This window comes from Parvibaculum sp. (genome assembly GCF_030651915.1).
Taxonomy (GTDB): Bacteria; Pseudomonadota; Alphaproteobacteria; order Parvibaculales; family Parvibaculaceae; genus Parvibaculum.
The window spans coordinates 15,066-35,504 of sequence record NZ_JAUSBV010000004.1; the positions used below are offsets into that span (position 1 = coordinate 15,066).

Here is a 20,439-nt window from a genome sequence, read left to right on the forward strand (position 1 = left end):
TCAGATGCCGCGCCCTTCGACCTCGATCTCGAGCGGGCCGATGCGCTCGGTGATGTTCGTCAACCATGGATTGAGCGCCAGGGCGCGGCGAAAGGCTTCAAGCGCGCCCTTCTTGTCGCCGAGTTCTTCCAGAATGACGCCGAGACCGGCCATCGCCTGGTAGTGGCGCGGCTCCAGGCGCAGCACCTGCTCGATGTCGCGCAACGCCTCGGCATAATCCTCGCGGATGTAGTGCACGGCCGCGCGCTTGTCCCAGCCTTCGGCGAAAGCCGGCGCCAGGGTCACCACCTCGTCAAAATAGAAATAGGCACGATCGTAGTCTTCTTCGCGCAGCGCATCGAAACCGCGCGCCATCAGGAGATCGATGCCGGGACTTCCAGAATCGAGCCAGATATCGCGGATCGCCTCCTCGAAGGCGCGGCTCTCAACCTCGCTTTTCGCCGATGCCAGCCGCTCAAAGAGCAAATCGAGCGCTGCCTCGCGGCTGTCCGGCGCGTCGGCGCTTTCGCCATCGGCGTCCGGAAGGTCATAGTTCCGCATCTCCGTTTCGGCGCGCGCGCCGGTTGCCGCGAGAAGCGCGGCGGCGAGCAGAGCGGCAAGCGGACAAAGCCTCATGGCGCCGGTCTCAACTGTTGATATCGGTCCGGACGCAGCCGTCGAACTCGGTGATGAAGTCAGCCCCGAAAAGCGACGACGGCGTCTGGTAGCCAGGTATCGCCTCCCCCGCCAGCACCCGGCGCACGATTTCGAGGCCGGTCATGGCGGTCAGCGAGTAGCCCTCCGGCGTTCTCAGGCGTGACACCGCCTTTTCGCCGGACGCATTGATCGCTTCGCCATAGAGCACCGACCAGCCCTCCTGACGCTGCGCGTCGGTCGGCCCTTCGGGCATTTTCTCGATGCGCTTTTTCAAGGCGCGCTGCGCCGGCCCGAGGCTCATGATCCAGCGCATGAGGCCGCCCATGTTGGCCATCTGCTCGAGTTGCGGGTTGCTTTCGAAATAAACGGTGATGTCGGGAATATGCGTAGAATGCCAGGCCGTGGCGACGTCGCCCCAGCCGATCGCAACGGCGGTCTTCGCGCCGCCGCCGAAATCGATTTCGCGGCGCGGCGGTTTGCGCAAGGCGATGATGTGGCTCTCGCGTCGCACGCGCGTTCCCTTGCCGATGCTCTCGACGCCGGTTTTCGCCGTGCCATGCGACATCTGGCCGAGTCCCGAAATGCCGAGCGTGAGTTCGGTCGCATCAGGCATCCGCCGCTTCATGTGGGCGGCCAGACAGTCGCTCGGCACCACATCGAAGCCGACGCCCGGCATCAGCATGATTTTGGCGTCTTTCGCTTCGGCATCGCGCGCGGCACATGCCTCGAAGACGTCGATCTCGCCGGTAATGTCGAGATAATGCGTGCCGGTGCGCATGCAGGCATCGACCATCGGTCGCGAGGTCTGCGAAAAGGGTCCGGCAATGTGGAGCACCACGTCGACCTGCGCCAGCCCCGCATCGAGCGTCGCCTCATCGTCGAGGGCGATGGCCTGGTATTCGAAACCGTGTTGCGCGGCGATCGATTTCAAGCGCGCTTCGTTGCGTCCCGCCAGCAGCGGCTTCATGCCCAGCGCCTTGGCCGTCCGCGCGACGAGCTTGCCCGTATAGCCCGTGGCGCCGTAGATCATAAACCGGTCGCTCATGCCGCCTGCCTCCGCTTGGCCGTGTCCACTCTTACACTATAGCGCGCCACCCGGTCCCGAAACCCGGCAGACGGGATCATGGCGGAGAAAGAAGGCCCAGCTGCCGCAATTCGTCACCCAGGCCCTCGGCATGCACAAAGCGATGCACGGCAAAGCCGAGCGCCGCCGCCGTCGCCACATTCGCCTGTGAATCGTCGATAAAGAGCGTCCGCGCCGGATCGAGCCCGGTGCGGGCGATCAGGATCTCGTAGATCCGCGGGTCGGGTTTGATGACGCCTTCGTCGCCGGATACGACCATTTCCTCCAGCAATTCAAGCTCCGGGTAAACCCCCGCAAGCACCGGCAAGAAGTCCGAGGGCATGTTGGTGAGCCCGTGAACGGCGTGGCCGGCCGCTTTCAGCCCGCGCAGCAGCGTCTCCGTGCCCGGTACGCGGGCCGGCGTCATCTCGGGGTAACGCGCCCCCCAGAGATCGATCAGCGCCGCCTGATCGGGGTGAACCGCCTTCAGCCGCGCCGCGTTCTCGGCAAACGACACCCCCCGGTCATGCTCGACATGCCACGCCATCGTGCAGACATGGGCCAGGAAATGCTCCATCTCCGCCTCGTCGGTGAAGACCGAACGGTAGAGATGGCGGGGATCCCAGCGGATCAGCACATTGCCGATATCGAATACGACGGTGTCGATCCGGATCACCGGCGCGCCTCAACGAAAAAGGCCGCGCTGATGAAGCGCGGCCTTTGGATTTCATCGCCGAAGCGCATGAGCCGAACTCAGCCCTGGCGCGCCTTGAAGCGGCGGTTGGTCTTGTTGATGATGTAGACGCGGCCCTTGCGGCGCACCAGACGATTGTCGCGGTGCCGGCCACGGAGCGACCTCAGGGAATTGCGGACTTTCATGGTTCTACCTCGGACCGGGCTCTGCGGCGGGCAACGATCGCCGCCCCGCCTCCGGCCCGATGCCGGAAAATGCCCTTAAGTTGGCGCGGAACCTAAGCGGCGGAACCCGGCCTGTCAACCGGCGAGACCTCGCCAAACCGCCCCTTTCCGGCTCTCTTTTCAGCCGCCTTTTCACCTTGCCCAAATCGGGCTAGACCATGCCCGGGTCGAAACATGGCGCTGGCGTCACTTTTGGCCCGGAATCCCGAGTTTGACGGACAGTTTCATGGCGTATGACAAGCCCCAAAGCGGCACCCAAAGCGGAAATTCGGCGGAAAAAGCCGACTATCTGAAGGAACCGGCCGCGCGCACGATCCCCGACGAGGACGTGATCCGCCACCGCCCGCAATGGTTCCGCGCGGCGCTGGCCCATGCGCCCGAAAGCCGCCGCCTGACGGTGGACGGCGCCGACATCCATTATCTGCGCTGGGGAAATGACGATCCGACGCGGCCGGGCCTGTTGTTCGTCCATGGCAACGGCGCTCACGCATACTGGTTTGCCTTCATCGCACCGCTGCTCGCCGAGCACTACAACGTCGCCTCGATGGATCTCGGCGGCATGGGCGACAGCGACTGGCGCCTTGCCTATTCGCGCGACAGCTTCGCCCGCGAGATCGGCGAGGTGGCGCTCGCCGCCGGCCTCGGACCCAAGCCCGTCATTGTCGGCCATTCCTTCGGCGGCTTCGTTTCGCTGATCGCGGCCAAACACTATGGCGACAGGCTCGGCGGGTTGATCCTTTGCGACTTCACGGTGCGGCCGCCCGAGGAAGTCCGCGAATGGTTCCTCGACGGCCCCGAACGCAAGCCGACCCGCATCTACCCCGACCTCGAAACCGCGAAGGCGCGCTTCCGCCTCGCCCCGCTGCAACCCTGCGCCAACGGCTTCATCCTCGACTACATCGGGGCATTGAGCCTGCGCGAAGTGACGGAAGGCGAAACCCGCGGCAAGCGCACCTTCGAGGAGACGGGCTGGACCTGGAAATTCGACCATTCGATCTTCGATGGTCTGCGCATGGGCAGCGACCACGCCGACATCTATGCCAACCTCGCCTGCCGCGGCGCCACCATGTTCGGCATCGAAAGCAAGGACTACGAGCCCGCAAGCCTCGACTTCCTGCGCCGCCTTGCGCCGGAGAAGCCCGTCTTCACCATCCCCGGCGCCCAGCATCACATCATGCTCGACCAGCCGCACGCCTTCGCCGCGGCTGTGGCCGCACTGATGGCCCAATGGCGCGCCGAGGGCGCATTCGCGTAAGATACGCCGATGGGACAGGGACTTTCGCTCACCGTGACGCTGATCGTGCTGGCATTGAGTCTTGCCGGCGCGGGCGGGCTTGTCTGGCTTGAGAAAAGACCGGTCGAACCTGGCCGGCTGCGCCTGTTTCCAACCACACCGCTGATTTTCATCGCGCTGCTCGTCGCTGTCGTGATGATTGTGCATCTGTTGACGCTGATGGGGGCCGAAACCGGCGGCGGGCGGCGGCCTTTCTGACCGCGGACCGGCCGGCACACGCAAAGGTGCTCGATTGGTTTACCGTTATTTCGCGCTCGTGATCCTGCTGACGGTGCCGCTCTGGATCGCCGGTCACTTCATCGACACCGCGCCGCATCTGCCGATCGCCCTGCCCGTCAGCGCCTTGATGGCCTTCCTGCCGGCGGCGCTGGCCTTGATATTCGTCTGGCGCGAGGGCGGCGCGAGCGCGGCAAAGCGCCTCTTCGCCCGCTCTTTCGACTGGCGCCGGACCACCAACAAAGTCTGGTATCTGCCCGCGGTCCTCTTCATGCCGGCGACACTCGCAATCGGCTATGCCGTCCAGACGTCGATGGGCGTCGAACTTCCCGCGCCCCGCATCGAGCTTCTGGTGATCCCGATTTTTTTCGCGATGTTCTTCGTCGCCGGACTCGGTGAGGAAATCGGCTGGCAGGGTTATGCCTATGACCGCATGAAGGGAAGCGCCCTCAAGGTCGCGCTCGTTATCGGCACGGTCTGGATGGTCTGGCACATCATTCCGTTCTTCCAGACCGGGCGCAGCACCGAATGGGTCGTCTGGCATTGCGGCGTCACGATATTGCTGCGGATCGTGACGGTCTGGCTCTATGTCAATGGCGGCCGCAGCGTTTTCATCGCCGCGCTTTTTCACGCCATGTGCAACGTCGCCTTCTTCCTCTACCCGGTCTACGGATCGCACTACGACCCCGTCTCGACCTTCGTCATTCTCGGCATCGCTGTCGTCGCCATCCTCTGGCTTTGGGGTCCGCAAACGCTCGGCCGCTTCCGCTTTCGTCAGCGTTAGTGCAGCCCGATTTCCTCGTCTTCCTCATCGAAGCCGTCATCGGTTTCGCGCAAGCTTTTCAGGATCGGGTGGAAGATCGCGAACAGCAGCACCAGCACCGAAAGCGCCATGCCGAGCATGAACGGTGCCGAATGCAGCATATAGAAAAGCGGAATGCCGATGGCCGGATTGAGGATGTGGCCGGTCGCCGCCGTTGAACCGATAAGGCCGGCCACCGCGCCCTGATCCTTCAGCGAAACGGAAAGCGAGGCGCCAGCCGAAAGCCCGGCGCGCAGGAAGCCGAAACCGAGCCCCGCCAGCGCCAGCGCCGAGACCAGCACGCCGTAAGAACCGCCGAACACCAGCATGCCGAAGGAGAGGATCATCGTCACCGCCCCCCAGCGCAGCAGGAACGGTACCGAGAGGTTGAAGCGCTGAATGAGGCCGAGTTGCGCCACCAGCGTCGCCATGGCCATCGCCATCATGCCAACTGACACGAGCTGCGTCGCCGCCGATCCCTTCATGTCGAGCTCGGCCATCAGGTAGAAGGCGAAAAGCTGCATCATGATCGACTGCATGAGGCTGAGCACAACGCCGGTGACCAGCCAGGGCCGGACATTCGGCGCCGACCATTTGAGTTCGGCGCGCTTTTCCTGCTTCTCGCCCAGCATCTTTTTCGGCGCCGTGCGCTCGGGCAGCAGGATCCAGATCGCGATGCCGCTGATGAAGGCAAGCGCCCCGACGGCGAAGAAAGGCGCCAGAATGTGGATTTCGGCAAAGGCCGCCGCGACGCCCGGCCCGACCACCGTGCCGAGACCGAAGGCCGCGCCGATCTGGGCGATCGAGCCGGCGCGCTCGGCCCGTGTCGTGCGGTCGGCCACATAAGCCTGCGACGCCGGCATCGCGCCCGAGCCGAAAATACCGAAAATCGCCCGCGCCCCCATGACCAGCGGAAACATCAGCGCCATCGAAATCCACATCCAGTAGCCGGCCAGTAACACGACGCCGACAAGCGACGTCGAAATCGCGAAACCGAACACACCGATCAGGATGACGGGCTTGCGGCCCATGAAATCGCTGCGCTTGCCCCAGAAGGTGCTGGTGAGGATCCACAAGAACGCCGACAGCGAGAAGATCATCGTCGTCTCGAACTCGCTCATGCCGAGATCGGCGGCGATCGGCGGCAACACCGCAAACACCAGCGTCTGCCCCATGCCGACCGACAACAGGCAGACAAAGAGAATGGCGAAAGCGCGCTGGCGCTCTTTCGGCGTCGTCTTGCGGTCGGCGGGGGTCGGCATGCCGTCATCGGACATCGGGAGGGCCTTCCGGAGAAACACGCGCCACCGGGGCGCCGGGCGCGCGGCCCTTCCTTTACGTCAAACCCGCGCCGCCGCCAATGCCCGCCCCCAAATTTTGGCCGAAGAATTTGACAGGCCTGCGCCGCCCGGCGCCTACTTTGCGCAACAGGCATTGAGGAACGCGGGGAGAAACGGAATGGAACTGGGACTGAGCGCGAAGGATACGGCCTTCAGGGACGAGGTCAGGCACTTTCTGGACGACAAGCTGACGCCGGAACTGCGCGAAACCGGCAAGCTGATGACCAGCGTCTACGCCGATTACGAAACCACCATGACCTGGCACAAGGCGCTCTACGAAAAGGGATGGGTGGCGCCGGCCTGGCCGGGCGAATATGGCGGCTGCGACTGGTCGGTGACGCAGCATTATATTTTTTCGAGCGAACTGTCGGCCGCCGGCGCGCCGTCGCTGTCGCCGATGGGTCTCGGCATGTGCGGCCCGGTGCTGATCGGCTACGGCACGCCCGAACAGAAGGCGCATTACCTGCCGCGCATCCTCAACGGCGCCGATTTCTGGTGTCAGGGCTATTCGGAACCGGGCTCGGGTTCCGACCTTGCCAGCCTGCAGATGAGCGCGGTCGAGGACGGCGACGACTTCATCTGCAACGGCCAGAAAATCTGGACGACGCATGCCAATTACGCCAACCGCATTTTCAATCTGGTGCGCACCTCGAAGGAAGACATCCCCCAGCGCGGCATCACCTTCATCCTGATCGACATGGACACGCCCGGCATCAAGGTCGAGCCGCTGGTGATGCTGTCGGGTGAGCACATCCAGAACCAGATTTTCTTCACCGATGTGCGCGTGCCGAAAAGGAATGTCGTCGGCAAGGTCGGCGATGGCTGGACGGTGGCGAAATATCTGATGCAGTTCGAGCGCGGCGGCCATGCCTATGCGCCGATCCTCTACACACGCCACGGCCGCATCCGACACATCGCCGAACAGGAGCGCGGTGGAGACGGCGCCCGATTGATCGACAATACGGATTTCGCCGCGAAGCTCGCCGCCGCCGCGGTCGAAATCACGGCCCTTGAATTCACCGAGCACCGCATCATGTCGGCGCTGAGCCACGGGCAAGCGCCAGGCGCTGAATCGTCGCTGCTGAAAACGCGCGGCACGGAGCTCGGCCAGCACCTGACCGAACTGGCGCTGGAGGCGATTGCCCACTACGCCCTGCCCTTCCAGCCGCATGCGACGCGGCCGGGCGGCCCGGTGCCCGGCGTGCCGAAGCCGACAGGCAACGAGCAGCCCGTCGGCCCCGATTATTCATGGCCCGTTATGCCGAAATATCTCAACGACCGCGCCGGTTCGATCTATGCCGGCACCAACGAGATCCAGCGCAACATCATGGCCAAGGCCGTGCTGGGACTCTGACCGCCACGCCTAGAACGTAAATGTCGTTCTGAGCATGCCGCCAAAGTAGTCGGAATCCTCCATTTTGAGCCTCGACGGCCCTACACCGTCGCGCGAGATCGACGGCGTGTTGCCGATCCCGCCATAGAACAGGTCGACATCGAAACGGATCGGCGCCTGCGCGCCGACCGTCACGCCGGCATTGGCCGAATAGCTGAACGTCGTGTCGCTGTTCCTGATTGCCATGGTCTGGCTGCCGAAGCCCGTAAAGTCGAGACTGTCGGTCCCCTTGGCGCGGTTGAAGTCGATCTGCCCGGTCGCGCCGGCGCGCAGCATGACCGGCGAATTCCGGATCGGCATCATCGCTTGCCCACCGAACATCACGCCCCAGGAATTGTTTCGGACGCTGGTGTCGTACTGGAAGTCGACGCCGAAGCCCGGAATCGCACCGCCGAAGCGCTGGTCGAAACGTGAGCGCGCATAGGTGAGGCCGACATAGGGCGTAAAGCCGAGACCGGTGAAAAAGCCCTCCTCGTCCTCGTCATCATCGCACCAGTAATCGGTCGAGAACTTGCCGGTGAACGATGTCTGCTTGTAGTCGAGACTGTAGTCGGATGTCGTTACCGCATTGACGCCGGGCGCACCGGGCGCCAGCGCAAAGCCGGCGCCGAAGGGGCCGTCGCCCGTGCCCGGAATGAGCAGAAATGTGCCCGGGCCCGGGTCGAAGCCGCCGCGCGGCCCCGCGACATCGACTTCGGTACGCCCGATATTGAGGTTGAAGCGCAGCCGCTGGCCGCCATACGTGCCGATACCGACGCTGCCGCCAATGCCGCCGCCGAGGCTGCGCTCGTCGTCCTGCAGGCGGTAGCCATTGTCGAGATTGATGGTGCCGCCGAACTCGGTGCCGAGATATTTATAGGTCGGCAGGCGAACCTGCGCCGCGGCGAGATAGGCATGGACGCTGGCGTCGTTAGCGGGCTCATATCCGCCGGGCCGGCTTGTCGCCTTGTCCGGATAGTCCGCACGCGGCGCAGCCTCGACCACATTGCCTTCGGCATCGAAGCTGGGCGCATTGACCGAAGCCATGCCGCCGCCCTCCTGGGCAGGCTGGTTGTTCGCGGAGATCGAGGTCCCGGCATAGATCTCACCGCCCGTAATGATTGTCTTCCTGTAGTTTTCGTCGAAGATCGAACAACCCGGCAACGCCAGCAGCATGACCGCCAGAATCGGCAGAAAAGAAAGCCGCAACAGGCTGTTATGCGTCAAATCGGTCCCGTTCATTTCACCCCTCCATCGCCTCGCACCCGGCCCTCCGGGCATGGTTTGAACAAGGTTTGGCGAAAGCCGGATTTCAAAAATCATCAAAACTGGTGATGCCGGGATCATTTTCCCGGCATATTGAGGATGAGGCCGCCGAACAGGCGTTTGACGATCCACAGGTCAGGGGTTCGCAAATGACGACACGGGTTCTCGATTCCAGCGCTTCATTGGGCGCGCTGCGGCGCATCGTGCCGGGCCTGAGCTGGCGCGGGCGGATTTTCAATCTTCTCTTCGGCCTTGCCGGACGCATCTTCGTCCCGTCGCAACCGCCGGCCGTTGCCGAATTCGATTTCGAAACAGCGCGGCAGCGCCTGCAACGCACCGAAGACCTGATGACCTCGGCGCCGGCCGGCATGCAGGTGGAGCCTGCATCGGGGGCACCAGTCGCATGCGACTGGATCGTCATGCCGGAATCGCAGGCCGACAGGGTTCTCGTCTTCGTTCACAGCGGCTCCTTCATCTTCGGCCAGTCGCGGCTCTATCAGTCGCTGGCCGCGCGCATCTGCAAGCAGGCGCATGCAACGGCGCTGTCGGTCGACTACGGCCTCGCGCCCGAACATCCCTTTCCGGCGGCAATCGCCGATGTCGCCGCCGCTTATGAATGGCTGCTGGCCGAAGGCACCGATCCGGCGCGGATCCAGTTCGTCGGCGACAGCGCCGGCGGCGGCATCGCGCTTGGCGCGCTGCTAATGCTGCGCGACCGCGGCATACCGATGCCGGCAGGCCTGGTGCTGCTGGCGCCCTGGGCCGACATGACGCTGTCGGGCCGCTCGGTGCTCACCAATGCGCGCAAGGCGACGCTCGCCAACAACATCGAAATCATGATGGTCTGCCGCGAACTCTATTTGCAGGGCCATGCGCCGGGCGATCCGCTGGCCTCGCCGGTCTTTGCCGATCTCGAAGGCCTGCCGCCGACGCTGATCCAGGCCAGCACTGTCGACATTCTGCTCGACGACGCCACGCGCATCGACGAGGCGTTGCGCCGCGCCGGCATCGACAGCGAACTGAGCCTCTATCCGCCGATGCCGCATGGCTGGCAGCGCCTCGGCACGCTGCTGCCGGAATCGCGCCGCGCCATCGAGGAGATCGGCGACTTCATCGCCCGCCGCTACGGCGACCGCACCGACGCCGGTAAACGCCAGGTGGAAACCCTCCATGTCTGACAGGGACGAACGGCGCAATCTCTATGCCGGCACGCTTGGTCATGACAGCGCCGCCATCCGCAAACGCATCGCCGAGATCAGGAAATGGGGCGAGCGCAACGACCGGCCTTTCGTCGAAGACCTGCTGAACGCCAATCCGCGCCTCGAATGGGCGATCCCCGAAGTCGGCCGCGATCCGATACCGGAGGATTTCGAACTCGCGTTCGGCCTGACCCGCGTCGAGGCCGAAATCGCCGCCGCCTTCGCCGCCGGTCACAAACTGACGGCAATTGCGGCAACGCGCGGCTGCAGCATCAACACCGTGCGCACGCATTTCACCCACATCAAGGACAAGCTCGGCAAGAGCAAGCAGACCGATGTGCTGCGCGAGCTGATGAAAATCGTCTGACGCCTATCCGTGCAAGGCCCGCCAGGCGCGCGGGCTGGCGCGGTGACAACCCCAGAACGCCGCCCCCAACAGCAGAAGTGCCAGCACCGTCAGGCCCGGCCAGTTGGCCCGCACCTGATCGTGAACGCTGTTGGTCGTCAGCTGCGCGATCTGGTTGTAGCCCGCCGGCACATCGAGCGCGCCCACGCGCGCCGCATAGGCATCATATTCCGCCATCATGACGGCAAGGAGATCGGGCTCGGCCTGCGAAAGATCCTGCGTCTCGCCGGGATCGCGCGCAAGATTGTAGAGATACCACTGCCCGTCGCCATAGGGCTTGGCATTGCGCACCAGCTTGTAATCGCCGCGGAAGAGCGCCGCATTGCCCGCCGCCTCGATGCCGACCGCATCCGTTTCGCCATAGACGCGCGTCGCCGCACCGCGCAAGAGCGGCGCCAGCGACCTGCCCGTCATCGCCTGCACCGCCGTGCCTTCGAATTCCGGTGTCGCCGCGACCCCCGCCAGTTCGAGAATGGTCGGCGCGATGTCGGTGATATAGCTGAAGGCATCCGTGGTGCCCGCGCGCGCGACCCCGCGCCCGGCAAAGATCAGCGGCACGCGCAAGCCGCCCTCGCCGGCCTGGAACTTGAAGAAGGCCCCGGGCGAGGCCGCGGCGCTGGCAAATTCCGGCCCGATAAAAACATAGGAGCCCTTCTCGCCCAGCGTTTCGATGTCGCGATTGTAGCCGCTCCACCACAACCATTGCCGGAAGCCCGGCGTCGCCAGCGGATCGCCGGGCTCCGGCCCGTTATCCGACAGCACGATGAAGACGGTGTTGTCGTATTGCCCGCTCTCTTTCAGATGGTCGATCAGCCGCCCGACATGAAAATCCATCGCCTCCAGCATCGCCGCATTGACGGCCATGCTTTTTGCCAGCATCCGCTTCTCGTCTTCGCTGCGTTCCGCCCAGTCGCGAAGCCCGCCGGGCATCGGCCCGAGTTCCATATCGGCCGGCAGGAGCCCGCGCTCGATGACGGCGCGGAAACGCGCCTCGCGCAGCGCATCCCAGCCCGCGTCATAGACGCCGTCATATTTTTCGACGAATGCGCGCGGCGCCTGCAGCGGAATATGGATCGCCTGAAAGGCCAGATAGGAAAAGAACGGCCGCCCTTCGTCCCGGCTCTCTTCCAGATATTCGATCGTCTTGTCGACAATGAAAGCCGACGAATAGAAATCCGCCGGCAGATCGGCGGGCTTGCCGTCCTCATACCAGGGCGCGTCATCATAGATCGGCAGATAGGATTTCTTTTCCCAATTGTCGGCGCCCGAGGCTTCAAGCGCGAAGGAGCGGTCGAAGCCGCGCGCCGCCGGATGCGACCCCTCGCCGTGACCCAGATGCCATTTGCCGGTCATCGTCGTGCGGTAGCCGGCGGCACTGAGCCGGCTGGCAACCGTCACCACATCGTCGGCAAGCCGTCCGAGATAGCCGGGCCGGCCGCGATGTTCGAGCGGCGCCGATTCCGGCAGATTGCCGATCCCCGCCAGATGGCTGTCGACGCCGGTCATCAGCATGGCGCGCGACGGCGCGCAGATCGGCGAGGCGTGGAAATTGGAAAAAAGCGTACCCCTGGCCGCCAGCGCATCGATATTCGGCGTCGCGATCTCGCTGCCATAGGCGCCGAAATCGCTGAAGCCGGCATCGTCGGCAAGGATGATGACGATATTGGGCCGCGCCTCCTGCGCCAGGGCGGGCGAGGCAACGGCAAGCGACAGCGCAACCGCCGCCAGTGTCGCAATTTCAGATAGCTTCATCCGCTCCGCCCTCTCGCGACCGCGCGCGCCACTCTATTATGACATTATATATGTCAATATACCGGCGCCATCGCGCCGGACAAGCCCTTGTGCTAACACTCCGCGCATCGAAATCATCTTCTCCGGAGCGACCTTCATGCAAGTCGACGATGCGATCAAGGCGCGGAAATCCGTGCGCGCCTTCAAGCCCGATCCCGTGCCGCTTTCGCTGCTGACCGAAATCCTCGAACTGGCGCGTTTCGCGCCGTCGGGTACCAACATCCAGCCCTGGAAGCTGCACGTGGTCGCCGGCGAAACGCGGGCCCGTCTCGAGGCCGAAGTGCTGGCCCATCGCGAAACCGACCCCGCCGACAAGAGCGCCGAATTCCCGCGCACCTCGAAGCGCAAGGAACCCTACACGACGCGCATGCGCACCCTCGGCAAGGAAATGTACGGATTGATCGGCATCCCCAAGGGCGATCAGGCCGCCAACTGGCGCCAATGGGGCCGCAATTACCGGTTCTTCGACGCGCCGGTGGGTCTCATCTTCACCATCGACAAGGATCTCGATGCGATGAGCTTCCTCGATATCGGCATTTTCATGCAGACGATCATGCTGGCGGCGAAAGCCCGCGGCCTCGACACCTGCTCGCAAGGCGCCTGGAACAATTTCTGGAGCGTCACGCGGCGTGTGCTGAATGTGCCCGACGACGAATACATCATCTGCGGCATGTCATTGGGCTATGCCGATGAAACCGCACCGGTCAACACGCTGGTCTCCGAGCGCGAACCGCTGACAAGCTTCGCACGCTTTCACGGCTTCGATTGAAATCAGAAACGCGGCCGCGGCCGGACCATCTGCACGCTGTCGCCGCTGACGGCGCGCTGCCCGGCCGGCAGCGCATGGCCCGGTGCAAAGCCGGCCGATGCCGGAATGAAGATGAAGCGCCGCTCGACACCGCCGGTGAAACCGAAGCTCTGTACCTGGCCGGTAATCTCGATCCGCCCATCGGCCTCTTCGCCGCCGGCAAGCTCACCTACCGCCCAGGGATCGATCCACTGCACGCGCGCGTCCGCCATCGCCGGCCCGGCAAGGCCCGCGGTCAGAAGCACAAACAAGAGCCCCGAAAACTGTTTCATACTGATACATATAGACCCTGACGCTGCGGAATCAACAAGGAAAACCCGCAGAATCCCGCCGCTTTGCCAAAACCCGGCGCGCCGCTATCCTCGCCGCCATCGAAACTGAATTCACGCAAACGAGGGAGAGTTTCATGGCGGACTACAATCGCCCGCTGCCCTTGCCGACGCCCGAGACGCGGCATTTCTGGGACGGCACGAAAAACGGCGAGCTGCGGCTGCAGCGCTGCACGGCCTGCAAGGAGAGCTACTTCCCGCCCCGCCCCTTCTGCCCCAATTGCGGTTCGCGTGCGGTGGAAGTCTACAAGGCCAGCGGCAAGGCGACGCTCTACAGCTACATCATCAATCATCGCCCGCGCCCCGATTTCGGCACCGAGCCGCATTCGATCGCCGTCGTCACGCTGGCCGAAGGCCCGCGCCTGATGACCAACATTGTCGACTGCCCGCAAACGCCGGAAGCGCTGATCCTCGACATGCCCCTCGAAGTCACCTTCGAGAAGGCAAGCGAGGACATCAGCCTGCCGAAATTCCGCCCGGCGAAAGGATAAAGCGATGAAACGGAAATCGATCGCCGTCGTCGGCGCCGCCGAAACGACGGAACTGGGCAAGATCCCCGACACCTCGCAACTGATGCTGCATGCCGATGCGGCCTTGAACGCGATGAAGGACGCCGGCCTGACCGCCAGGGACATCGACGGCATCGCCACCGCCGGCGACAGCCCGGTCGAGGTCGCGCATTATCTCGGCATCACCCCCACCTGGGTCGACGGCACCAGCGTCGGCGGCTGCTCCTTCATGCTGCATGTCCGCCACGCGGCGGCCGCCATCAACGAAGGCCTCTGCAACACGGTGCTGATTACGCATGCCGAGTCCGGCCGCTCCCGCGTCGGCGCACGCCGCTTCTCCCGCGATCCGGCAAGCCAGGCCGGCCAGTTCGAAGTCCCCTTCGGCATTTCCGGCCCGCCGACCATCTTCACCATTCCGGCTTTGCGCTACATGAAGCAGTATGGCGTCACCGAGGAAGACCTTGCCCATGTCGCCGTCGTCCAGCGCGAATGGGCCGCGCAAAATCCGCGCGCCACCTTCCGCGATCCGATCACCGTCGACGACGTGCTGAACTCGAAGATGATCGCCTGGCCCTTCCGCCTGCTGATGTGCTGTCTGGTGACGGATGGCGGCGGCGCGCTGATCCTGACCAGCGCCGAACGCGCAAAGGACTTCCCCCAAAAGCCGGTCTATATCCTCGGCACCGGCGAAAGCTGCGAGACGCCGATGCTCTCCCAGATGGAAGACTTCACCAGTTCGAAGGCCTTCCGCGTCTCGGGCAAAAAGGCCTTCGACGAGGCTGGCATCAAGCACGGCGATGTCGACCATCTGATGATCTACGACGCCTTCGCCCATCTGCCGGTCTACGGCCTCGAAGATCTCGGCTTCTGCGACAAGGGCGAAGGCGCCGCCTTCATCCGCGAAGGCAACACACGGCCCGGCGGCAAGCTACCGCTCAACACCAATGGCGGCGGTCTCTCCTACATGCATTCGGGCATGTACGGCATGTATGCGCTGCAGGAAAGCATCCGCCAGATGCGGGGCATCGCGCCGGCCCAGGTACCGAACGCAAAAATCTCGATCGCCCATGGCGTCGGCGGCATGTTCGCCGCCTCCGGCACCATCGTCTTTTCGAACGAAGCGCCATAAGACAATCTCGTCATTGCGAGGTGAGGGGTGTTTTGCGCACGCAAACGAAAAGGTCCGGTGGACCTTTTCGAACCCCGAACGCGAAGCAATCCAGAAGCCACGCGCACCGAGTCTGCCGCTTCTGTATTGCTTCGTCGCTGACGCTCCTCGCAATGACGGCAATGTGGCGACAACGGAGACGAAGATGGAACTCGCGAAACCGCGCATCGATATCGGCCTCTTCACCGACAATCTCGAACCGATGCTCGATTTCTGGCAGAACGAGATTGGGCTCGCGCTCGATCACGTCCTGCCGCTGGGCGGCGGCCTGCAGCAGCACCGCCACGAGCTTCTGGGCTCGGTGCTGAAGATCAATCACGCGAAAAACCCGCTGCCGGCCTCGCCGCCCGCCGGCTACCGCGAACTCCTGATCGCCCGCGAGGGACTTCTCGGGCCGAAGCGTCTGACCGATCCCGACGGCAACCGCGTCACTTTGGTGCCGCCGGGCAGCGACGGCATCGAGCGCATCGGCATCCGCCTCGCCGTCCGCGACGCCGCTGCCCATCGCCGCTTCTATGCGGTGGCGCTCGGCCTGCCCGATGTGCCCGAACGCGGCGGCTTGAGCTTTCTCTGCGGCGACAGCGTGATCCTTTTCGACGAAACGCCCGGCACGCCGGAAAGCACCACGCTCGAAGGCAAGGGCTTCCGCTACATCACCATCCAGATCCGCAATGTCGACGCCGAGCATGCCGCCATCCTCGCCCGCGGCGGCGCCGAAGGCCGCGCCCCGCAAACGCTCGGCAAGGTCGCGCGCATTTCCTTTCTGCGCGATCCCGACGGCAACTGGATCGAGATGTCCCAGCGCGCCTCACTTGTCGGCGCGCTGGAATAATTTCAAAGGTGCGCGCCTCTCTGACCGGCGCGCTCGACTGATTGCGGCATTCACAGACCTCGCGAGCGGTCTGCTCCTATCTTCCCACCCTCCCCTTGGGGGGTGAGAGGCGGTTTGCGGAACGCGAGCGAAAAGGTCCGGTGGACCTTTTCGAACCCAGAACGCCCGGAGCGAAGCGAAGGGCAAGCCCATTACACGAGCAATCCAGACGCGGAAAACTCAGCGCGCGGCTTCTGGATTGCTTCGCTTCGCTCGCAATGACGACGCTTTGGGTTTTGAAAAGTTTTCCGGCGCGAAGCGCCACCACCCCTTCTCTGCGTCTCTGCGTGAGTCCTTATCTTCCTTCTCTTCTCCGCGGCTCCGCGTCTCCGCGTGAACCCTTCTTCACCTCACCATTGACCGCAGCGGTCCATGTACTCCCGCTACCGCCTTTACCGCCGCACGATGCGCCGGCGCATTTCTTCCGGCAGGAACGTATTGTCGTTGATGTCACTGGCGTTGAAGTCGATCCCGTCTTCCTCGTTCTTGAGGTTCTGGATCACATAGCGCCCTTCGACCAGATCGTAGACGACGTCCGACGCATTGAAGCAGGTCGGCGCGTCGTAATACTGCATCAGATGCGCTTCCTGCACCCGCCACAAGCCGCCACGCGCATCATGCAGTTCGCCCGCCACCATGTTGTAGCCGTCCTCGTCGAAATAGGCGGTCCGGCGCTGATAGATATGCCGCTGATTGGGCTTCAGCACCGCCTCGACGGCCCAGACCCGGTGCTTTTCATAGCGCACGAGATCCTGATTGATATGGCCGGGCTCGATGATCTCGGCATATCGAAGCGTCGGCGAACTCAACTTGTAGGAATTATAGGCGATATAGCGCTCTTCCCGCCCGCGCACCGTCCAGTTGAAGCGGTCGAGCGGCCCGCTGAAGACGTCGAAACTGTCGGCCGTCGACATCGCGTCGGAATAGATTTGCGGCGTGTCATAGGCAATGGCGCTGGTGCGCTGCACGCGCGGCGTCGAATTGCTGTGGCCGACCGTATATTGCCAGGAACGGCGATCGCCCTTGGCCGGATCGACAACCTCATGCACCAGCAGCAACTGGCCGGCGCGCCGCGCCGGCGCCAGCGTTTCCTGCAAATAGCGGAACGAGGTATTGTTGAGCTGCGCGAACGACGAAACACGCGGCGAGGAATAGTCGAACATCAGCTCGTCGCGCACCTTGACCGGCGTGAAACTCCCCTCGCGCGTCGGCGCCGCCGACACGAAGGTGCGGCGCACCTTGTAGCCGCGATAGCGCAGATTGTGGTTCCAGACGATCTCATAGGCATTGGAAGGGATCGGAAACGGAATGCCTTTCAGCACATCCGAAAGCGTGTCGCCGTCGCCGCCCAGCGCACCCGACACGGCGTTCTGCCGCGTCGCCTCGTAAATGCTTTCCGGCAGCGCGCAGCTCCGCCGCGATGGATAGATATTGAGCTTGTAGCCGGGATAGGTCTCGATCATCGCCCGCTGGCCGGCCGTCAGGGCATCTTGATGCGCGCCCAGATTGCTCTTGTCGATCGTCAGCAACACGGGATCGTCGGCAAAGGGGTCGGCATAATGGCCGCCCTGATGGGAGACATTGGCCGGCACCATTGCCAGGCCGCCATCCCAGGCCGGGATCGAGCCATCGGCATTGCCGGCCCTTTCCGAACCGAGCGGCGTCAGGTCGCGCGCGAGCCGCGCCGCCTGTTCCCCCGGCACGCCGGCACCCGCCGGGCTGGCCAACACGAAGCACGCCGTGGCCGCTGCCCAGATAGACTTTGACAAACGCATCGAAAACCCTCCCCATTGATAACGTCATTTTACTAACCTTGGCCCAATTGAGCGGTCATGGCCACCTTTTTGGGTCGGAATCGCAAAGGATCGCCGGCAAGAATTCACGGAAGAAGACAGCCGCGTCTTTCTGGGGGAGGCGGTTCGGGGGGAGTTGGCGTGAAATTTGTTGAGTTCATTGTTTTCAAGTCGAGGGCCGTCATCCTTGTCTTGCTGGCGGCATTTACCCTGCTGACCGGCTTTTATGCCGTCCAGCTGCGCATGGAGGCCGGCTTCCTGAAACAGGTGCCGACCGAGCACGAATACGTCCAGACCTTCCTCGAATATGAAAACGAGGTCCCCGGCGCCAATCTGGTGCTGGTCGCCGTCAAGGCGCGCGAGGGCACCATCTGGAATGCCGACTTCCTGAAGCGGCTCCACGAGGTCGCCGAGGAAGTGACCTTCCTGCCCGGCGTGCGCCGCTCCACCGTGCGCTCGCTCTGGTCGACAACGACGCGGGTGACCGAAAACACCGAGGAAGGCATCAATGCCTATCCGGTGATCCCCGGCGGCGTCACCGCCGGCAACATTTCAGACGCCGATGTCGACACGATCCGCGACCGCGCCCTCAACGGCAAGCACAAGGGCTTCCTGATTTCGAACGATCACCGCGCCGCGCTGGTCATCGCCGAGTTGCAGGAAATCGACCCGCTGACGCGCGAAAAGCTCGACTATCTCGATCTCGCCGAGCGTCTCGAAACGCAGGTCCGCGCCCGCTACGAAGATGCCGATGTCGAAATACAGATCGTCGGCTTCGCCAAATTCGTCGGCGACATCGCCGATGGCGCCAGCGACGTCATCATCTTCTTCGCGCTGGCCTTCGTGCTGACCACGCTCGCCGTCTTTGTCTATGCGCGTTCGGTGCAACTGACGTTCCTCGCGGTCTTCTGTTCGCTGGTCTCGGTCGTCTGGCAGTTCGGCCTGCTGCACATGATGGATCGAAGCCTCGACCCGCTGGCCGTGCTGGTGCCGTTCCTGGTCTACGCCATCGGCGTCAGCCATGGCGTCCAGCAGATCAATCTGATCGCCTCCGAACTCAGCGAGGGCCGGACGGCCGACGAAGCGGCGCGCACGACCTTCCGCCGTCTGCTGGTGCCGGGCTCGCTGGCGCTGGTCACCGATCTCGTCGGTTTCGGCACCCTCTATCTGATCCCGATCGAGGTCATTCAGGATCTGGCCGTGATGGCCGCGCTCGGCGTGGCGCTGAAAATCGTCACCAACCTGATCATGCTGCCGCTGCTGGCCTCCTACCTGCCGGCGCGCCCCGGCTATGCCGAAACCTATGCGCGCCTGCGCCGCTCGCGCGAGCGCCTGATGGGCATCATCGGCGGCATCGCCCGGCCGGGCCCGGCGGCCGTTGCCCTGGTCGTCTTCGCCGTGCTGCTTGCCGCCGCCGTCACCGAAACCCGCCACCGCCATATCGGCGATCTGACCGAAGGCTTCTCCGAGCTCTGGCCGTCATCGCGCTACAATCGCGACATTGCCGAAATCGTCGACCGTTTCTCGATTTCCGCCGACGCGCTGATCATCGTCGTCGAGACGCCGCCCGACGCTTGCATCCACTACCCGACCATGCAGTTGATCGACCGTTTCTCGTGGCGGATGCGCAATGTACCGGGCGTCAATTCGGTGCAGTCGCTGGCGTTTTCGGCCCGCGACACGGCGGCGATCTGGCGCGAGGGCAATCTCAAATGGATCGCCCTGCCGCGCACCGAAACCGACCTGATCCGCACCACATCGCTTTACGAACCCTCGAGCGGGCTTCTGAACGAGGCCTGCACCATCCTGCCGGTGATCGTCTATCTCGACGACCACAAGGCCGCCACCATCGAAGACGTGATCGCCGCGGTGATAAATTTCCGCACCACCGATCCCGGCGCGCTGGCACGGCCCGACGTCAATTTCCGCCTCGGCATGGGCGGGGTCGGCGTGATGGCCGCGACCAATGATGTGATCGAGGCCAACGAAATGCCGATGCTGGCCTGGGTCTATGCGGTCATCGTGGCGCTGGTCTATTTCGCCTATCGCGACTGGCGCGCCATCATCTGCTGCTGCATGCCGCTCTTGATGGCGACCTTCCTCGGCTACTGGCTGATGACGGCGCTCGGCATCGGCCTGAAGGTCTCGACGCTGCCGGTGCTGGTGCTGGCGACCGGCATTGGCGTCGACTATGCCTTCTACATTTACAGCCGCCTGCAGGTCTTTCTCGACGAGGGCATGCCGATCGGCGAGGCCTATCCGCTGGCGCTGAAACAGATCGGCGTTGCCGTCATCTTCACCGGCCTGACGCTTTCGGTCGGCGTCTCCACTTGGGGTTTCTCGGGTCTCAAGCTGCAGGCCGATATGGGCATCCTCTTGTCTTTCATGTTCCTCGCCAACATGATCGCCGCCATCGTCTTCCTCCCCGCCTTCGCCGCAACGCTGGAACGCCTCTTCCCCCGCGCCCGCCGCCCGCGCTGAGGCGTTGCGGGACTCGCCCCTCTTCCCACCCTCCCCCTGTGGGAGGGTCAAAATTCGCAACGCGAATTTTGGGGGTGAGGGGCGTTTCGCGAAGCGAACAAAAAGGTCCAGTGGACCTTTTTGAACCCCGAACGTAAGCGAGGAACCTCCGCGCATAATCGAAATGCCTGCGCATAC

The 20,439-nt window shown here is 63.8% G+C and carries 20 protein-coding genes; 11 read left to right on the forward strand and 9 right to left on the reverse strand.

All coding sequences use genetic code 11. The features are described 5' to 3' along the window. The 4 genes from Q7V31_RS03900 to ykgO all read right to left on the reverse strand — a co-directional run bounded on the left by Q7V31_RS03900 (position 1) and on the right by ykgO (position 2,578). Entirely contained in the window at positions 1-615 is a 615-nt protein-coding gene (locus Q7V31_RS03900; RefSeq protein ID WP_304732529.1) for a tetratricopeptide repeat protein, read from the reverse strand. 10 nt (positions 616-625) lie between these two features. After that, positions 626-1,681: a trans-acting enoyl reductase family protein gene (locus Q7V31_RS03905; RefSeq protein WP_304732530.1), complete on the reverse strand. Its 1,056-nt coding sequence runs from the start codon at positions 1,679-1,681 to the stop codon at positions 626-628. A gap of 76 nt (positions 1,682-1,757) precedes the next feature. After that, positions 1,758-2,375 carry an HAD family phosphatase gene (locus Q7V31_RS03910; RefSeq protein ID WP_304732531.1) on the reverse strand — a complete coding sequence of 206 codons (618 nt, stop codon included), beginning with the start codon at positions 2,373-2,375 and terminating at the stop codon, positions 1,758-1,760. 77 nt (positions 2,376-2,452) lie between these two features. Beyond that, entirely contained in the window at positions 2,453-2,578 is a 126-nt protein-coding gene (ykgO, locus tag Q7V31_RS03915; RefSeq protein ID WP_293507940.1) for a type B 50S ribosomal protein L36, read from the reverse strand. A gap of 265 nt (positions 2,579-2,843) precedes the next feature. Here ykgO and Q7V31_RS03920 point away from each other — a divergent pair, with 265 nt between their 5' ends. Genes Q7V31_RS03920 through Q7V31_RS03930 form a run of 3 tightly spaced genes read left to right on the forward strand, consistent with a single transcriptional unit; the run spans position 2,844 to position 4,911 of the window. Then, complete coding sequence (locus Q7V31_RS03920; protein WP_304732532.1) at positions 2,844-3,872, forward strand: alpha/beta fold hydrolase; 1,029 nt, start codon at positions 2,844-2,846, stop codon at positions 3,870-3,872. Positions 3,873-3,881: 9 nt separating this feature from the next. Then, positions 3,882-4,109 (forward strand): hypothetical protein, encoded by a 228-nt coding sequence (locus Q7V31_RS03925; RefSeq protein WP_304732533.1) that lies wholly within the window; start codon positions 3,882-3,884, stop codon positions 4,107-4,109. 34 nt (positions 4,110-4,143) lie between these two features. After that, a complete protein-coding gene (locus Q7V31_RS03930) occupies positions 4,144-4,911 on the forward strand; it encodes a type II CAAX prenyl endopeptidase Rce1 family protein (RefSeq protein ID WP_304732534.1) in 768 nt (255 codons plus the stop codon). On the opposite strand, the gene Q7V31_RS03935 is transcribed toward Q7V31_RS03930, so the two are convergent. Then, entirely contained in the window at positions 4,908-6,206 is a 1,299-nt protein-coding gene (locus Q7V31_RS03935; RefSeq protein WP_304732535.1) for an MFS transporter, read from the reverse strand. The two genes, Q7V31_RS03930 and Q7V31_RS03935, sit on opposite strands and share 4 nt — an antisense overlap. 181 nt (positions 6,207-6,387) lie before the next feature. Here Q7V31_RS03935 and Q7V31_RS03940 point away from each other — a divergent pair, with 181 nt between their 5' ends. Then, positions 6,388-7,623, forward strand: a complete 1,236-nt coding sequence (locus tag Q7V31_RS03940) for an acyl-CoA dehydrogenase family protein (RefSeq protein ID WP_304732536.1) — start codon at positions 6,388-6,390, stop codon at positions 7,621-7,623. A 9-nt stretch (positions 7,624-7,632) separates the two neighbouring features. Here Q7V31_RS03940 and Q7V31_RS03945 read toward each other — a convergent pair whose 3' ends face one another. Continuing rightward, the gene (locus Q7V31_RS03945; RefSeq protein ID WP_304732537.1) at positions 7,633-8,883 is read right to left on the reverse strand and encodes a hypothetical protein; all 1,251 of its coding nucleotides are present in this window, start codon (positions 8,881-8,883) and stop codon (positions 7,633-7,635) included. A 173-nt stretch (positions 8,884-9,056) separates the two neighbouring features. On the opposite strand from Q7V31_RS03945, the gene Q7V31_RS03950 reads away from it, so the two are divergent. Together Q7V31_RS03950 and Q7V31_RS03955 are read left to right on the forward strand one after the other, a co-directional pair. Continuing rightward, positions 9,057-10,085 (forward strand): alpha/beta hydrolase, encoded by a 1,029-nt coding sequence (locus tag Q7V31_RS03950; RefSeq protein WP_304732538.1) that lies wholly within the window; start codon positions 9,057-9,059, stop codon positions 10,083-10,085. Next, positions 10,078-10,473, forward strand: coding sequence for a LuxR C-terminal-related transcriptional regulator (locus tag Q7V31_RS03955; protein ID WP_304732539.1), 396 nt, complete (start codon positions 10,078-10,080; stop codon positions 10,471-10,473). Before Q7V31_RS03950 ends, Q7V31_RS03955 begins: the two co-directional genes overlap by 8 nt. Before the next feature lie 3 nt (positions 10,474-10,476). Here Q7V31_RS03955 and Q7V31_RS03960 read toward each other — a convergent pair whose 3' ends face one another. Then, positions 10,477-12,264, reverse strand: a complete 1,788-nt coding sequence (locus tag Q7V31_RS03960; RefSeq protein ID WP_304732540.1) for an arylsulfatase — start codon at positions 12,262-12,264, stop codon at positions 10,477-10,479. 136 nt (positions 12,265-12,400) lie between these two features. Between Q7V31_RS03960 and Q7V31_RS03965 the strand changes: the two genes are divergently transcribed. Then, a complete protein-coding gene (locus tag Q7V31_RS03965; RefSeq protein ID WP_304732541.1) occupies positions 12,401-13,072 on the forward strand; it encodes a nitroreductase in 672 nt (223 codons plus the stop codon). A 2-nt stretch (positions 13,073-13,074) separates the two neighbouring features. Here Q7V31_RS03965 and Q7V31_RS03970 read toward each other — a convergent pair whose 3' ends face one another. Further along, positions 13,075-13,383 carry a hypothetical protein gene (locus Q7V31_RS03970; RefSeq protein WP_304732542.1) on the reverse strand — a complete coding sequence of 103 codons (309 nt, stop codon included), beginning with the start codon at positions 13,381-13,383 and terminating at the stop codon, positions 13,075-13,077. 134 nt (positions 13,384-13,517) lie between these two features. Here Q7V31_RS03970 and Q7V31_RS03975 point away from each other — a divergent pair, with 134 nt between their 5' ends. The 3 genes from Q7V31_RS03975 (at position 13,518) to Q7V31_RS03985 (ending at position 15,949) form a co-directional block, all read left to right on the forward strand. Then, entirely contained in the window at positions 13,518-13,931 is a 414-nt protein-coding gene (locus Q7V31_RS03975; protein WP_304732543.1) for a Zn-ribbon domain-containing OB-fold protein, read from the forward strand. Positions 13,932-13,935: 4 nt separating this feature from the next. Beyond that, positions 13,936-15,078: a thiolase gene (locus Q7V31_RS03980; protein WP_304732544.1), complete on the forward strand. Its 1,143-nt coding sequence runs from the start codon at positions 13,936-13,938 to the stop codon at positions 15,076-15,078. Positions 15,079-15,262: 184 nt separating this feature from the next. Next, positions 15,263-15,949 carry a VOC family protein gene (locus Q7V31_RS03985; RefSeq protein WP_304732545.1) on the forward strand — a complete coding sequence of 229 codons (687 nt, stop codon included), beginning with the start codon at positions 15,263-15,265 and terminating at the stop codon, positions 15,947-15,949. A 431-nt stretch (positions 15,950-16,380) separates the two neighbouring features. Here the strand turns inward: Q7V31_RS03985 and Q7V31_RS03990 are convergent, their stop codons facing one another. Further along, positions 16,381-17,763 carry a DUF1329 domain-containing protein gene (locus Q7V31_RS03990; RefSeq protein WP_304732546.1) on the reverse strand — a complete coding sequence of 461 codons (1,383 nt, stop codon included), beginning with the start codon at positions 17,761-17,763 and terminating at the stop codon, positions 16,381-16,383. 159 nt (positions 17,764-17,922) lie between these two features. On the opposite strand from Q7V31_RS03990, the gene Q7V31_RS03995 reads away from it, so the two are divergent. Further along, on the forward strand, positions 17,923-20,262 hold the full coding sequence (locus tag Q7V31_RS03995) for an RND family transporter (RefSeq protein WP_304732547.1): 2,340 nt from the start codon (positions 17,923-17,925) through the stop codon (positions 20,260-20,262). The last annotated feature ends 177 nt before the right edge of the window (positions 20,263-20,439 follow it).